The 14,755-nt window shown below is 46.0% G+C and carries 13 protein-coding genes; 8 read left to right on the top strand and 5 right to left on the bottom strand.

Annotated elements, in window-relative coordinates:
* The first annotated feature begins 83 nt into the window (after positions 1 to 83).
* Positions 84 to 1,841 carry a gamma-glutamyltransferase gene (gene ggt / locus ACED42_RS14640; protein WP_371703082.1) on the top strand — a complete coding sequence of 586 codons (1,758 nt, stop codon included), beginning with the start codon at positions 84 to 86 and terminating at the stop codon, positions 1,839 to 1,841.
* Positions 1,842 to 2,625: 784 nt separating this feature from the next.
* Positions 2,626 to 3,123 (top strand): thiol peroxidase, encoded by a 498-nt coding sequence (gene tpx, locus ACED42_RS14635; protein WP_009848186.1) that lies wholly within the window; start codon positions 2,626 to 2,628, stop codon positions 3,121 to 3,123.
* A gap of 135 nt (positions 3,124 to 3,258) precedes the next feature.
* Here the strand turns inward: tpx and uvrD are convergent, their stop codons facing one another.
* Complete coding sequence (uvrD, locus tag ACED42_RS14630) at positions 3,259 to 5,433, bottom strand: DNA helicase II (RefSeq protein WP_371703080.1); 2,175 nt, start codon at positions 5,431 to 5,433, stop codon at positions 3,259 to 3,261.
* Between the two features lie 264 nt (positions 5,434 to 5,697).
* On the opposite strand from uvrD, the gene ACED42_RS14625 reads away from it, so the two are divergent.
* The 4 genes from ACED42_RS14625 (at position 5,698) to ACED42_RS14610 (ending at position 8,107) form a co-directional block, all read left to right on the top strand.
* Complete coding sequence (locus ACED42_RS14625) at positions 5,698 to 5,958, top strand: DUF2282 domain-containing protein (protein ID WP_004736650.1); 261 nt, start codon at positions 5,698 to 5,700, stop codon at positions 5,956 to 5,958.
* Between the two features lie 64 nt (positions 5,959 to 6,022).
* Entirely contained in the window at positions 6,023 to 6,883 is an 861-nt protein-coding gene (locus tag ACED42_RS14620; RefSeq protein ID WP_371703078.1) for a DUF692 domain-containing protein, read from the top strand.
* Positions 6,880 to 7,647: a DNA-binding domain-containing protein gene (locus ACED42_RS14615; RefSeq protein ID WP_371703076.1), complete on the top strand. Its 768-nt coding sequence runs from the start codon at positions 6,880 to 6,882 to the stop codon at positions 7,645 to 7,647. Before ACED42_RS14620 ends, ACED42_RS14615 begins: the two co-directional genes overlap by 4 nt.
* A gap of 1 nt (position 7,648) precedes the next feature.
* The gene (locus ACED42_RS14610) at positions 7,649 to 8,107 is read left to right on the top strand and encodes a DoxX family protein (RefSeq protein ID WP_371703073.1); all 459 of its coding nucleotides are present in this window, start codon (positions 7,649 to 7,651) and stop codon (positions 8,105 to 8,107) included.
* Positions 8,108 to 8,192: 85 nt separating this feature from the next.
* Here the strand turns inward: ACED42_RS14610 and ACED42_RS14605 are convergent, their stop codons facing one another.
* Both ACED42_RS14605 and ACED42_RS14600 read right to left on the bottom strand, forming a co-directional pair.
* Positions 8,193 to 8,474 carry a hypothetical protein gene (locus tag ACED42_RS14605; protein WP_009848181.1) on the bottom strand — a complete coding sequence of 94 codons (282 nt, stop codon included), beginning with the start codon at positions 8,472 to 8,474 and terminating at the stop codon, positions 8,193 to 8,195.
* A gap of 102 nt (positions 8,475 to 8,576) precedes the next feature.
* A complete protein-coding gene (locus tag ACED42_RS14600) occupies positions 8,577 to 9,776 on the bottom strand; it encodes a multidrug effflux MFS transporter (protein ID WP_371703071.1) in 1,200 nt (399 codons plus the stop codon).
* Positions 9,777 to 9,877: 101 nt separating this feature from the next.
* Here ACED42_RS14600 and ACED42_RS14595 point away from each other — a divergent pair, with 101 nt between their 5' ends.
* Positions 9,878 to 10,819, top strand: coding sequence for a LysR substrate-binding domain-containing protein (locus ACED42_RS14595; protein ID WP_371703069.1), 942 nt, complete (start codon positions 9,878 to 9,880; stop codon positions 10,817 to 10,819).
* 122 nt (positions 10,820 to 10,941) lie between these two features.
* A complete protein-coding gene (locus tag ACED42_RS14590; protein WP_371703068.1) occupies positions 10,942 to 12,732 on the top strand; it encodes an aminopeptidase P family protein in 1,791 nt (596 codons plus the stop codon).
* A gap of 136 nt (positions 12,733 to 12,868) precedes the next feature.
* Here the strand turns inward: ACED42_RS14590 and thiH are convergent, their stop codons facing one another.
* Together thiH and ACED42_RS14580 are read right to left on the bottom strand one after the other, a co-directional pair.
* On the bottom strand, positions 12,869 to 13,981 hold the full coding sequence (thiH, locus tag ACED42_RS14585) for a 2-iminoacetate synthase ThiH (RefSeq protein WP_371703066.1): 1,113 nt from the start codon (positions 13,979 to 13,981) through the stop codon (positions 12,869 to 12,871).
* 7 nt (positions 13,982 to 13,988) lie between these two features.
* A complete protein-coding gene (locus ACED42_RS14580) occupies positions 13,989 to 14,753 on the bottom strand; it encodes a thiazole synthase (RefSeq protein ID WP_371703065.1) in 765 nt (254 codons plus the stop codon).
* Between the last annotated feature and the right edge of the window lie 2 nt (positions 14,754 to 14,755).

The following is a 14,755-nucleotide window of genomic DNA, read 5'->3' as shown; positions in this document are numbered from 1 at the left end:
CAAGATTACAATTCGTTAACAATGCTCTGGCTATCTCATCTTTCCACTGCCAATCTAGCTCTGCATATTAAAAGGAGAAGATCATGCAGTGGAAAACAAAACTAACAACCCTCGCCACTTCTACCCTACTTTTTGCCTCTCACGTCAGTTGGGCAAATCAAGCTGCCGATTCCGTCGCACCCGAACAAAGTAGTGGTTTAGAAACCAAACAACTCGTTAAAGCCAATGACTGGATGGTCACAGCAGCCAACCCATTAGCAACACAGGCTGGAGCTGATGTGCTTACTCGTGGTGGTAACGCCATTGATGCCATGGTAGCGGTGCAGCTAATGCTTGGCTTGGTAGAACCTCAGTCATCAGGTATTGGTGGTGGTGCGTTCCTTGTTTATTTTGATGGCAAGGACAAGCAACTCAAAACCTACGATGGTCGTGAAACTGCACCACTTGATGCCACACCACGTCTATTCCAAGACGAAAACGGACAACCGCTTAAATTCTATGATGCAGTGGTTGGTGGTCGCTCAGTTGCGACACCGGGCACGGTGCAATTGCTGTGGGACACTCACCAGAAATACGGAAAATTAGAGTGGGCATCACTGATTAAGCCCATCGCTCAACTGGCTGAAAAAGGTTTTACCATCAGCCCACGTTTAGCTACCTTGATTGAAAGTGACCAAGAGCGACTAAGCCGATTTGCGACAACTAAGGCTTACTTCTTCAATGCCGATGGCAGCCCGAAAACAGCGGGGACTCAACTTAAGAACCCAGAATACGCGGCAACGTTAAAAGTTATCTCGAAGAACGGTGCTAAGGCCTTCTACCAAGGTGAGATTTCTACCGACATTATCAACACAGTACAGACAGCGAAAGGTAACCCTGGCGTGTTGGCGCAGAAAGATTTCGACGCGTATTCAATTAAGCAACGTGAGCCAGTTTGTTCTGCTTATGAAAGCTATCAAGTATGTGGAATGGGACCACCAAGTTCAGGCGCATTAACGGTTGGGCAGATCTTAGCAATGACCGAGCAGTTTGACCTCAAATCATGGGGACCAAACGACGCGAAATCTTGGCAGGTGTTAGCAGACGCTTCTCGCCTAGCCTTTGCAGACCGTGGTATGTATATGGCCGATCAAGATTACGTGCCAATGCCAACCCAAGGGTTAGTCAATACTGACTATTTGCAGGAACGTGCTCAGTTAATTACCGCAGGCAAGGCATTAGAAAGCGCACCATCGGGCACGCCACCGTGGGATCATGCAATGCTGCAAAGCCAAGATGTTTCTATTGAATTGCCGTCCACCAGCCACTTCAATATTGTTGATAGCGATGGCAATGTCGTTTCGATGACCACCACCATTGAGAATGCCTTTGGCTCACGTTTGATGGTGAGAGGTTTCCTACTCAACAACGAACTGACGGATTTCTCATTCAAGACCCATAACGATGGTAAGCCTATCGCCAACCGACTTGAACCGGGCAAGCGTCCGCGCTCTTCAATGGCACCGACCATCATCATGCAAGACGATAAACCTTACATGGCGATTGGTTCTCCGGGCGGCAGCCGTATCATAGGTTATGTCGCACAAGCGATCATTGCGCATACCCAATGGGACATGGATATTCAGCAAGCCATCAACCAACCGCACTTCCTAAACCGCTTCGGTACCTTAGATTTGGAAAAAGGAACATCGGCGGAAAACTTCAAACCTGAGCTAGAAAAGATGGGATTTGAGGTCAACGTTCGCGATCTTAACTCCGGTTTACACGCGATTCGCATCACAAAAGATGGTTTAGAAGGCGCTGCAGACCCTCGTCGTGAAGGTGCAGCCATTGGTCAGTAGGGAATAACCCTCCCTTTTTACTCGCGGCCTTGTGCGAGATCTCTCACAAGGCAGTGAGTAAATATCGATATTTGATGACGAAATTAGTCACCCTAACGTCGTAACCAATTGAATTAAAAAGATACGTACATTTATCACTCAAATAATTATATAGAAATTCGCTTATGCACCATTGCTGATAAATAAGGAATCGGTAATATGAATGGTGTCGGAAGGATGCTGACACGGAACAGGAAACGCCAAGGATTTGGTTATCTTCAGGATGAAGATTCGATTACTCAGGATGAATAATCGGCATGGATAGCGAAATGGACATTGAATGGACGCAATAGTAACTAGGATGGTTGCTACTAAGGAAAGACAATGGACACCTCTGGACGAGGAAAGGACTGAACATCAGGATGATGTAAAGGACACCGCTCAAGGAACAAGTGACGCGCGCTAACGAGGATTGTTGGCAGATCAGGATAAGATCAAGGACACCGCTAGGAAGGCGACGAAAGGAATACGCTGAAGGATAACAGCACACTATCATGGATTTGATGCATGGAGCACACTTAGTAGCCGGATTGCTGCGAGTAAGACTATAGACCCCGATGAGCGCAAGCTCTCGGGGTTTTTCTTTATCTGTCGTTTCATTTATTCCTCTCTCAAACAAATAAATCAAAGACCTTTGATTACAATTCTGACATTTAAAGCATTCACTTCTTAACCACTTCCGAGTAACGTAAGTCGAACTAGGCTCAACTAGTTTCATAACCATAATTAAACTAAGGACAAATTCATGTCACACGTTACCTTCAAAGGCGCTGCTGTACCGCTAACAGGCACATTCCCACAAACAGGTGAAAAGTCACCAAGCTTTGCACTTACTGCAGGCGATCTTTCTGAACTGACTCTTGCTTCTCTTGAAGGCAAGAAAGTAGTCCTAAACATCTTCCCAAGCATCGACACAGCAACTTGTGCAACGAGCGTACGCACGTTCAACGCAAAAGCGGCAGAACTTGAGAACACGGTTGTTGTTTGTATTTCTGCTGACCTACCGTTTGCTGCGGGTCGCTTCTGCGAACTAGAAGGCATTGAAGGCGTTCAACACGCTTCAACTTTCCGTTCTCCTGCATTCGCATCAGACTACGGCGTAGCGATTGCTGAAGGCCCACTATCAGGCCTAACAACACGCGCAGTTGTCGTTGTTGATGAAAAAGGTGTGGTAACACACAGCGAGTTGGTTGCAGAGATCACTGAAGAACCAAACTACGAAGCGGCACTTGCAGCACTGTAAGTCTCACTTTTAGGCAGCAATGCCTTAAGCTCGTATTAACCTAATAGAGGTCAGTACAAAGCAATAAAAAGAGCAGCCATTGGCTGCTCTTTTAGTTTTTAATAATGAACGATTTTTAGATGCCGAAGTAGCAAATTAAAGCTGCTCTAATCGAGCGTAAGCCGTTACTAACCACTTAATCCCTTCACCATTGAACGCAACTTGAACTCGGCTTTGTGGGCCACTTCCTTCGAAGTTGATGATGGTACCTTCACCAAACTTAGGGTGTTTAACGCGAGAGCCCAAACTAAAGCCTGTTTCATTGAAGTTCTCTTTCACGGCGGTTTGGCTAAAGCGACCACTGCTTGCAGGGCGACTCACTTGCGCTTTCATACGCACTTCATCCAGACATGTCTCTGGTAGCTCACGAATAAAACGAGATGGCTTGTGATACTTGTCTTGACCGTACAAACGACGCATTTCAGCGTAAGTGATGTAGAGCTTCTCCATCGCACGGGTCATGCCGACGTAACACAGACGACGCTCTTCTTCTAAACGCCCCGCTTCTTCTGCAGACATCTGGCTTGGGAACATGCCCTCTTCAACACCAACCATGAATACCATTGGGAACTCTAGGCCTTTGGCACTGTGCAGAGTCATGAGCTGAACCGCATCATCAAACTCATCAGCCTGACCTTCACCCGCTTCCAAAGCCGCATGAGTTAAGAACGCTGTTAGCATGCTCATTTCATCCGCTTCTTCTGGTTTTTCAAACTGACGCGTTGCCGTTACCAATTCTTCCAAGTTCTCAATACGTGCCTTCGACTTCTCGCCTTTCTCTTGCTCGTACATCGCAAACAAGCCCGACGATTTGATCACTTGGTCGGTTTGCTCATGAAGTCTCAGTTCTATGGTGTCATCTTCAAGTGCATTGATAAGTTCAATAAAGCGGCTCAATGCACCCGCAGCACGACCAGGTAGCACTTGCTCTTCTATCAAAGCAACACTGGCTTCCCACATGGTTGCACCACGATCACGCGCTGCAAGACGAATCGTTTCTAGCGTTTTATCACCCAAGCCACGAGTCGGCGTATTAACGACACGTTCGAATGCCGCATCATTACTACGGTTACTCATTAAGCGCAGGTAGCTCAAAGCATCTCTAATTTCCTGACGCTCGAAGAATCGCATGCCACCGTAGATTCGGTAAGGCAGGCCACCTTGGATAAGCGCTTCTTCAAGCACACGAGATTGGGCGTTATTACGATAAAGCATCGCGGTATCTTCTAACGCACCGCCTTTCTCTTGCCACTCTTTGATTTTGCTAACCGTGAAACGCGCTTCATCTAACTCGTTATAAGCTGAGTAAACTGAGATTGGCTCGCCATCGTTGCCATCAGTCCACAGCTCTTTACCCATACGCTCGGTGTTGTTCGAGATAAGCTCGTTCGACGCCTGAAGAATGGTTTTGGTTGAACGGTAGTTTTGTTCGAGTCGAACCGTTGAAGCACCTGGGAATTCATCCAAGAACTTCTGAATATTTTCAATTTTAGCGCCACGCCAGCCATAGATAGATTGGTCATCATCGCCTACGATCATCACGCGACAATCCGGGCCAGCCATCATGCGCAGCCAAGCGTACTGGATGTTGTTGGTATCTTGAAATTCGTCGACAAGAATGTGCTTGAAGCGAGCTTGGTAGTGCTCTCGGATGTGTTTCTTATCGCGCAATAGTTCATGCGATCTCAACAAGATTTCCGCAAAGTCGACCAAGCCAGCACGATCACATGCTTCTTGGTAAGCAGAGTAAATTTTTAACCACGTTTGAGTTATTGGATCATGGTAGGCGTCGATGTGATTTGGGCGTAATCCCTCGTCTTTCTTGCCATTGATCCACCAAGAAGCTTGCTTAGCAGGCCACTGCTTTTCATCAAGGTTTTGCGCCTTGATTAAACGACGTAGCAAACGAATCTGATCATCTGAATCAATGATCTGGAAATCTTCTGGCAGTTTTGCATCGAGGTAGTGAGCACGAAGGATGCGGTGACAAATACCGTGGAAGGTACCGTTCCACATGCCTGACGAGCTACCCATCATCAACTCTTCAATACGACCACGCATCTCTGCTGCCGCTTTGTTGGTGAAGGTAACCGACATGATAGAGAACGGCGATGCTTGCTCTACGCTTTGTAACCAAGCGATACGATGCACCAACACTCGCGTTTTACCACTGCCAGCACCTGCCAGAATAAGTAGGTTTTCTAAAGGTGCCGCGACCGCCTCACGTTGTTTATCGTTTAGGCCATCGAGTAAAAGCGAAGGATCTATCATTGGATATGCTCACTACTGGGTATTTATACATAAAAGTTGATTATAACCTAAACACTAGGCTGCGTTTAGGATAATAAGAAGAAAAAACAATCAAAAAATAACATCATAAATTCAGCAACTTAAAAGATAAAACATCATTAATATTGATATTTTTTATCATGCGATGAAATTATTTCCTAGTTCTACCTATCCTTTTTAGTAAGCAAGTTAACAATTCATTAACCTGCGATGTAAAAATACTATTAAGTCCTAGAGGGAATGACTATGAAAAATTCTAATCTTGCTGTTACAGCTGCAATCACAAGTGTACTAGCGTTTGGCGGCGCAGTTCTTACATCAGCACCTGCGGAAGCAGCAGCAAAAGAAAAATGCTACGGCGTGGCAAAAGCTGGCCAAAATGATTGTGCAACTAAAACAAGCTCATGTGCGGGTACAGCAAAAGAAGACAACCAATCCGATGCATTCGTAGTCGTACCTAAAGGACTATGTGGCAAATTATCAGGTGGTAACACTCAATCATCATAATTGAGCTGCTTAGTATGGTGAGCTGACACTCAGCTCACCTCCACTTCTTGTTAGGAGAATCGTTGTGACTCAAACTCTTCACCCCAACGCAGGGGTTGGCCTTAGAACACCGCACTTGGACTTCTTTAGCCAAAATCCAGCCTTAGTAAGTTGGTTAGAAGTTCACAGCGAGAACTACTTCTTAGCTCAATCACCGCAACGCCAACAACTCAGAGAAATTCGTCACGCACACAACATCAGTTGTCACGGTGTTGGGTTGTCTCTCGGTTCTGTTGAGCGCATCAATCAACATCATCTTGTGCAATTAAAAGATCTGATTGATGATATCGAACCCTTCTTGGTTTCCGATCATCTCAGTTGGAGTCAGACAGGCGGTCATTACTTCAATGACTTGTTACCGCTACCTTATACCGAAGAAGCGCTAGAGGTCTTTTGTCGCAATGTCATCGAGGTGCAAGACAGCCTGCAACGCCCTATGCTGATTGAGAACCCATCGAGCTACCTTGCCTTCAAGCATTCAACTATTCCTGAGTGGGAATTTTTGGCTGAGGTACAAAAGCGCACTGATTGCCGACTGTTACTCGATTTCAATAATATTTTTGTCTCATCCTTTAATCATGGCTTCAGCTGTGAAGAGTATCTCAGTGGAATACCGGCAGACAAAGTGGAAGAGATTCACTTGGCAGGTTTCACTAAGAAGAAACTCGAGCAAGGTGAGATCTGGATAGACACCCATAGCAAGCCTGTCTGTGACGAAGTGTGGCAACTCTACACTGACTGGATAGCACAACATGGTTCGCGCCATACCCTGATTGAGTGGGATTTAGATATCCCAGAGCCACAAGTTTTACTGGCTGAAGCAACCAAAGCCAGTGACATCTTGTATCAACACGACAAGTTCATTCAAAGGAGTCGCGCATCATGAGCCACTCCCTAGCAAAAGTTCAATCGGAATTTGCTAACGCCCTACGCTACCAAAACAGTGGTGAACACTGCGACATAGTGAGCGACCATTTTACTGATGAACAGCGCATCCAGATTTATCGCAATAACTTTGTGATTAGCTTGAGTGAGGTACTCGCTGCAACCTACCCACTCACCGAGATGTTAGTTGGTGAAGAGTGCTTCCAACAAATGGCTCGTCAACATGTCTTAAGTTATCCATCAACCTCTGGTGATGTTAGTGGTTACGGTGAACACTTTGAACAAACCATCCAAGCCTTTCCTGCGGTTATTGAGGCTGCACCTTACCTTTGCGAAGTGGCTATTTATGAATGGAACAAAGACAGCTTGATAAGGTACGTTTCAGAATCACATGTCGACCAACGTCCTCTGGCTGGTTTAGCTGATGTGCCACCAGAGCAACAAGGTGCTTTAGTATTCCATCTCAAAGATTCAATAACGCTCATTAATTCTAACTATACGATTATCGCGCTTGAACACGCTATCTATCAGCAACAACTCGATGGGTTAGACATCAACCAACCTGAGTTTGGGGTGTTAATACGAGCGGAGAATTCTCAGATTGAGAGTCATCACTTTAGTGAAGTATGCCATCAACTACTACGCGAATTTCAATCAGGCCAAATGCTCGCAGCGATAGACCCTTCATTACTACAACATCTGAATACTGTCATGGCGCTTAACGTCATCTCAGGCTTTTCAATCAATGCCGAATTGGAGACATAATATGGATAACAACACAGTCACAAACATGATGGCTCAATACGACAGTTTGATTGAGAGATCACAGGCACTCTTTGTTCCGGTACTACTACTATTTTGTCGCCTATGGGTGGCGTGGGTATTCTTTAATTCTGGCCTGACCAAGATAGCAACTTGGGATAGCACCCTTTACTTGTTTGAGTTGGAATACCAAGTACCACTGCTACCTTGGGAGTTAGCCGCCTACATGGGCACCGCAGCTGAATTGATTCTGCCGGTATTCTTAGCGCTTGGTCTATTAACACGACCTATGGCAGCGGTTCTGTTCGTTTTCAATATCATTGCGGTTGTGTCTTACCCAGTGTTATGGGCGCAAGGCTTCTATGATCATCAGTTGTGGGGATTAATGATTCTTATCGTTGTCGTATGGGGCGCTGGGCCATTCTCACTTGATCGAATTTTGAAAGCACAGTTTAGAGGTTAGAACGAACTTTCATTCGCACTAAATTGATATACCCCAAAACGCAAAAAACCACTCAATTGAGTGGTTTCTTTTTAACTGGGATAAACTACTTATTCAGAAAAGCTTGTAGCTCTTCAGCAGAGATACCTTGCTCGGCTAGCTCTTTTGCTAGTAGCTGAACCTGCTCACCCTTACGAGACTCTACCACACGCTGAAATTGGTAAATTATGTCTCGCAAAGTATCGATTGGAACTTGTTTTGCCGCACTGCGAATACGCTCTTCACTTTGGTTGCCTAGCTCTTTAAGCAGTTTACCAAACATGACCTTTTCAGGTGCATCTTCCATTTGTTCTAAGACGCGCGCCATTTCGTAGGTTGTTAATGACATTACAGTATTTTCCGTTGGGGACTAACGTTTCAATGAGTGACAAATATACCATGTTTTAACGTTTCGAAAACCGCCATTTGTATATTTTGTCACTCTTGTAACTTATGCCTTAACAAGCGTCGAGTGCCAAGACTTACCCGCCTTGCTCACAAGCACTAATAATGCAGGAACAATCAGGAACATTTGCAACGCGATCATCACTTGCGACGTTAAATCAAGACGTTGTATGGTACCGACAAGAAGTCCTGAACCACTCATCTGGAACAAGCCTAGTAACGCAGCTGCGGTGCCTGCGCGGTCACCGAAAGGCTCTAGAGCTTTACCCGCAGCAGCACCAAGAATCCAAGCAAAGCCAACTGACGATAAGAAGATCGGTAGCATGAACGCGATTGGAGTCGCGTGCTCAGCAAGCACCAACATAATCACACCCGCTAAGCCTAGCGTCGAGATACCAACAACCAATGCCTTATAAGTACCAAAACGGTCCATAAATTTAGGTGCAGTAAACGCGGCTGCAATGTTGATAGCAGCATTAACACCAAACCAGAAAGTAAACTCTTTCATGGTCAATCCTAGGTTTTCCATCAATACAACCGGTGCAGAGGTGACATAAGCGAGGATCACTGCCATAGCCATCAAACACAAGGTTGCGTGGAAAATGAATGATGGTGTTTTTAGTACAGACCAGTAACGCTCTAGCTTGAACACAGCCACCTTTTCTGTCACCGGATTCGACTCTTTCATTTGGAAGAATAAGATACTGCCAACGACTACCGCGAAGCCAGCCATAAAGCTGAAGTTCGAGCGCCAACCAAATTGATGCGTTAACCAAGCGCCAAGGATTGGTGCCAATGCGGGGATAAAACAGATCGCACCATTGAGGTAGCTGATCATTCGGCCACTCTTCTCTGGGCCAAATAGATCGCGAACCGTTGCAAAGGCAGCTACAGAAGTCGCACAAGCTCCTAAGCCTTGTAGCAGCCGAGCTATTAGCATCATATCAATCGATTGAGCTGCCCACGCCAAGCAAGCACTCAATGCATAAATACTAACACCTCCCAATGCAACGGTTCGACGTCCTAACTTATCAGCCAAAGGGCCAGCAAAAAGTTGCCCGACACCCATGGCAAATAAAAACCAAGTAATCGTATCTTGTGCTAGTGCATGTTCCACGTGAAACGCTATCGAAATTTGTGGCAGAGCTGGTAGATAGATATCAATAGCCAAAGGGCTGAACAGAACCAGCATTGCCAATAAAGCAACCTGCAGTTTACTAGGTGTTGGAAGCGCGTTAGAAGGCACAAGATTCTCCGAATGAGTTAATTTAGGTGCATAATAACCAACTAAAGATATGAACAAAAATGGCATATACTCATTAGCATTATTCCAAATAGGAAACTCACATGAATATTGAGAAACTATCACGCCTCGACCTCAATCTATTAGTTTGCTTGCAGGTATTGATGGAAGAGCAGAGTGTTACTCGCACTGCGCATCGACTATGCCTGAGTCAGTCTGCCGTGAGTAAGTCATTGGCCAAACTTCGTGAGCAATTTAATGATCCCCTTTTCACACGAAGTGCTCATGGCCTACGACCAACACCGAAAGCTGTTTTCCTTAAGCCCCGATTAGAAACACTGATCAATCAACTTGACGTACTCACCCAACCGGAAACTTTCATTCCTAATAACAGTGACCACAGCTTTCACATTGCGGCTGTTGAGAGTGTATACCCACTTATTCTTCCCCACTTCTTACCAGCGATATTTCGACAAGCCCCTAAGGTCAATATCAACACCCATGCTTGGACGGAGCAAACCTTTAAAAAGCTACAGCTTGGCGAATTAGATATAGGACTCACCGGCAAAGATATCGACATTAACGACGCACGTTTAACCATGCTGCCGCCAGATGATATTTGCGAACAAGAGATCTACCGAGATGCACAGATGTGTGTGCTAAGGCGTAACCACCCGGCTCTGAGCGATAAATGGGATCTCGAAACCTACCTTGCACAACGTCATGTACAAGTAAGATGTGATGGTAACGATCGTTGGTTGCTCGACTACAAACTTGCCGACCTTGGTCACCAGCGTGATATCGCCATTTCTGTTCCTGACTTCAACAGTGCGGCTAGCCTTTGTACCTACACTGACTTTGTGTTTACCGCACCAAGCCACTTCACCTACCTTGTTGCTAAGCAGCTCGACTTAGTCGTTGTCCCTCTGCCGATGGAATTTCCTCCGATGGCATATACTCTTTTTTGGCACCGCGATAGAGAAAACGACCCAGCGTTAACTTGGCTGCGAGATATCATCAAAGAAAAAACTCTGCACCTTAGATAAAAATGGCGTACAGCGTTTGCAGCAAACGAACAAAAGCGCTAGCTTATTGACCTAATAAGTCCCCTCACATGTCTATCGACTGTGAGTGTTAACAAGGACCCTAACAATAAGGATAAACACAGATGCACAATATCACTGCTGAACGCGTTGCTGCGGTTCGAACTTGGCTTGAGACAAACCATTTAGACGCCGTTATCATTCCACACGAAGACGAATATCTGGGTGAATACGTTCCTGCTCATAATGAGCGACTTCACTGGCTAACCGGTTTCACTGGCTCTGCAGGTGCGGCTGTTATCACACGTGATACCGCAGCTATTTTTGTTGATGGTCGCTACACGGTTCAGGTTCGTAAGCAGGTGCCGGCAGAGCTATTTGAGTATCGCCACCTTATTGAAGAACCCGCTTTAGATTGGATCATCAATTCATTAGCACAAGGCAGTAAAGTTGCATTCGACCCACGCATGCACACGGCTGCTTGGTTGAAAGGCGCACAAGCTAAGCTGGCTGATAAAGTAGAACTCACAACATTAGTGGCAAACCCGATTGATGAACTTTGGTCTGATCGTCCTGAGCCTGTCGTATCTGATGTTCGCCTAATGGCGACAGATGCCGTTGGTCAATCAAGTGAAAGCAAACGTGCTGAAATTGCAGGACTACTAAAAGCCAAAGGTGCAGATGCCGCAATTCTTACTGAACTCGACTCTATTTGCTGGCTACTCAACATTCGCGGTTTAGACGTGTCTCGTCTACCTGTCGTGTTATCTAATGCCATCATTCACGCCGATGAGAGTGTCGATTTCTTCTTAGATCCAGCTCGAATCCCTGCAGGCTTTGAAGTACACGTTGGTAATGGTATTCGTGTTGCTCACCCAGCAAAGCTTGAGGCCCGCCTTCAATCTTTAGAAGGTAAAAATGTGTCAGTTGATTCAAGCACAAGCAATGCTTGGTACACGCTTGTTCTCCAAAACGCAGGTGCTCACATCATTGAAGCAGCCGACCCATGCCTAATGCCAAAAGCCGCTAAAAACGCAACGGAAATTGCAGGTATGAAAGCGTGTCACATCCGTGATGGTGTGGCGATGGCAAAATTTCTATCTTGGATTGATGCAGAAGTGGCACAAGGTAACCTGCACAACGAAGCGGTATTAGCAGACAAAGTACAGTCATTCCGCGAGCAAGATCCAACACTGATGGACCTAAGTTTCGACACGATTTCTGCAGCAGGCGGAAACGCAGCGATGTGTCACTACAATCATGAGAACCAGCCGGAGCCGGGTCAGCTAGAAATGAATACACTATACCTAGTCGATTCAGGCGGTCAGTACCTAGATGGCACAACAGACATCACACGTACTATCGCAATTGGCCAGCCAAGCGAAGAAATGATTCAACAGTTCACTCTTGCACTTAAGGGTCATATCGGTATAGCACGTGCTCGCTTCCCACAAGGTACGCGTGGCTTCCAACTGGATATCCTAGCGCGTCAACACTTATGGGCAGAAGGCTTCGACTATGACCACGGTACAGGTCATGGTGTTGGCCATTTCCTAAGTGTTCATGAAGGTCCGCAAAGCATCTCTAAGAAGCTTATCGACGTCCCTCTTGTTGAAGGTATGGTGTTATCAAACGAGCCGGGTTACTACCGTGCTGATGAGTTTGGTATCCGCATTGAAAACTTAGAACTGGTTGTTGAACTGCCAACTCAAGGTGACTTCTCAGTATTAACGTTTGAATCGCTAACACGTTGCCCTATCGATAAACGCAACATCAACGTCGATCTACTGACACGTCCGGAACTTGCATGGCTAAACGATTACCACCAAAAGGTGTGGAACGATGTTAGCCCACTAGTTAAAGGTGACACTTTAGAATGGCTACGCCAAGCAACGACTCCGCTGGCTCACGCTTAGTGCCTAGTTCGATAGAAAGCTCAACCAAACCAGTTTAGCTAAGTCAGATACGAAAACGGCTACCTTTAGGTAGCCGTTTTTATTTGTCGCTTTCACATCACTGATGTTTCACGTGAAACATCAGCCAAGCTGCAAGTTAGCCTGAGTAAGCGCTATGCCAATCTCGCCAAACTGGGTCAAACCCACGTTGACGAATCATAGCCTCAACATCAGTTGCACTTCTCTCATCACTTATCTCAAACTGCTCAAGCTCTTCCTCACCCGAAGCATAACCACCAGGTTGAGTTTTTGACGCGGCGGACATACTAGTGATACCTAACGGCAATACGTTATCGCGAAACGCTGCAGACTCACGAGTTGAAAGAGACAACTCAACTTCAGGGTTTAGTAATCGATAGGCACAGATAAGTTGTACTAACTGTTTATCACTCATAATCGATTTAGGTTGTAACCCCCCCTCACAAGGACGAAGACGTGGGAATGAAATCGAGTAACGCGTTTGCCAGTAAGTTCGCTCTAAGTAATCTAAGTGAGCGGCGACGAAAAAGCAGTCTGTTCGCCAATCTTCCAAACCGATCAAAGCACCAATTCCTATCTTATCAATACCCGCTTTTGCCAGACGATCTGGCGTTTCAAGCCGGTATTCAAAATCCATTTTGTTGCCACGTAAGTGGTGCTCAGCGTAGGTACTTGGACTATATGTTTCTTGGTAAACCATCACGGCATCTAAGCCGAGTGTTTTAAGCTCCGCGTAGTCATCTTGATCAAGCGGCTGCACTTCCATCGCAAGGTAGTTAAATTGCGCCTTTATATTCGGTAACACCTCACGGAAGTATTTCATCCCAACCTTAGTTTCGTGCTCGCCAGTCACCAACAGTACACTATCAAACTTCATCTTTTTGATAGCCGCACTTTCGGCATCAATCTCATCCAAAGTAAGCGTGCGGCGCTTGATACGGTTCTCCATTGAAAAACCACAATACGTACATGCGTTAGCGCACAGGTTAGATAGGTACAAAGGAATATAAAGCGACATCGTATTGCCAAATCGCTTACGAGTTTGCGCCAACGATTGCTGTGCCATCTGCTCTAAGTAAGGTTCTGCCGCCGGAGAGATCAGAGCCTTAAAGTCTTCTAAGTCGCGTTTGGGTTTACTCAGAGCACGTTCAACATCCGCTGCCGTTTTACTGAAAATAGACATACCAGTGTCGTCCCAGTTGAGTTGTTTAAATCGATCAACAAACGTCATAGCAATACTACTCGTCTAGGAATGAAGTTAACGGGCTCGAAGCAACCGCGTGAGATACTTTTCCTGCAAGTCCAGCAAGGTAAGCCATTCGACCCGCCTCAACCGCCAGCTTAAAAGCAATCGCCATCTCAACAGGCTGTTGAGATGCAGCTATAGCCGTATTCACTAACACAGCGTCTGCGCCCATTTCCATTGCACGAGCAGCATGAGATGGCGCACCAATCCCCGCATCAACAATCACAGGGACATTCGCTTGGTCGATAATGATCTCTAAGAAATCTGCAGACGCAATACCCTTATTTGAACCAATCGGCGCACCTAACGGCATAACCGCAGCACAACCCACCTCTTCCAAGCGCTTACACAAAACAGGGTCAGCATGGCAATAAGGCAACACAACAAAGCCATCTTTGACCAGTTGCTCAGCAGCTTTAAGCGTTTCAATTGGGTCCGGCATCAAGTACTTTGGATCTGGGTGAATTTCCAGTTTAAGCCAATTTGTGCCTAGCGCTTCACGAGCCAAGTGGGCAGCAAAGATGGCGTCTTTTGCATTCTTAGCACCTGATGTATTCGGTAGTAAGTTCACGCCAGCATCAATGATGGGTTGTAAAATGTCGTCTTGCTCAGAGCGAATATCAACCCTCTTCAACGCCATGGTTGCCAGTTGAGAACGGGAAGCTTCGATAGCACTCGCCATCAAGTGCTTATTGGCGAACTTACCAGTTCCAGTGAAGAGTCGAGATTGAAACGTTTTATCTGCGATAGTTAGCATGG

It is taken from the genome of Vibrio sp. FF145, assembly GCF_041439075.1.
Classification (GTDB): domain Bacteria; phylum Pseudomonadota; class Gammaproteobacteria; order Enterobacterales; family Vibrionaceae; genus Vibrio; species Vibrio tasmaniensis_A.
This window is presented reverse-complemented; position numbering and strand designations above follow the sequence as displayed.

Bases quoted from the DNA above. Each gene is read 5' to 3' on its own strand.
- ggt (WP_371703082.1), top strand. From the start codon at position 84: ATGCAGTGGAAAACAAAACTAACAACCCTCGCCACTTCTACCCTACTT.
- tpx (WP_009848186.1), top strand. From the start codon at position 2,626: ATGTCACACGTTACCTTCAAAGGCGCTGCTGTACCGCTAACAGGCACA.
- uvrD (WP_371703080.1), bottom strand. From the start codon at position 5,433: ATGATAGATCCTTCGCTTTTACTCGATGGCCTAAACGATAAACAACGT.
- ACED42_RS14625 (WP_004736650.1), top strand. From the start codon at position 5,698: ATGAAAAATTCTAATCTTGCTGTTACAGCTGCAATCACAAGTGTACTA.
- ACED42_RS14615 (WP_371703076.1), top strand. From the start codon at position 6,880: ATGAGCCACTCCCTAGCAAAAGTTCAATCGGAATTTGCTAACGCCCTA.
- ACED42_RS14610 (WP_371703073.1), top strand. From the start codon at position 7,649: ATGGATAACAACACAGTCACAAACATGATGGCTCAATACGACAGTTTG.
- ACED42_RS14605 (WP_009848181.1), bottom strand. From the start codon at position 8,474: ATGTCATTAACAACCTACGAAATGGCGCGCGTCTTAGAACAAATGGAA.
- ACED42_RS14595 (WP_371703069.1), top strand. From the start codon at position 9,878: ATGAATATTGAGAAACTATCACGCCTCGACCTCAATCTATTAGTTTGC.
- ACED42_RS14590 (WP_371703068.1), top strand. From the start codon at position 10,942: ATGCACAATATCACTGCTGAACGCGTTGCTGCGGTTCGAACTTGGCTT.
- thiH (WP_371703066.1), bottom strand. From the start codon at position 13,981: ATGACGTTTGTTGATCGATTTAAACAACTCAACTGGGACGACACTGGT.
- ACED42_RS14580 (WP_371703065.1), bottom strand. From the start codon at position 14,753: ATGCTAACTATCGCAGATAAAACGTTTCAATCTCGACTCTTCACTGGA.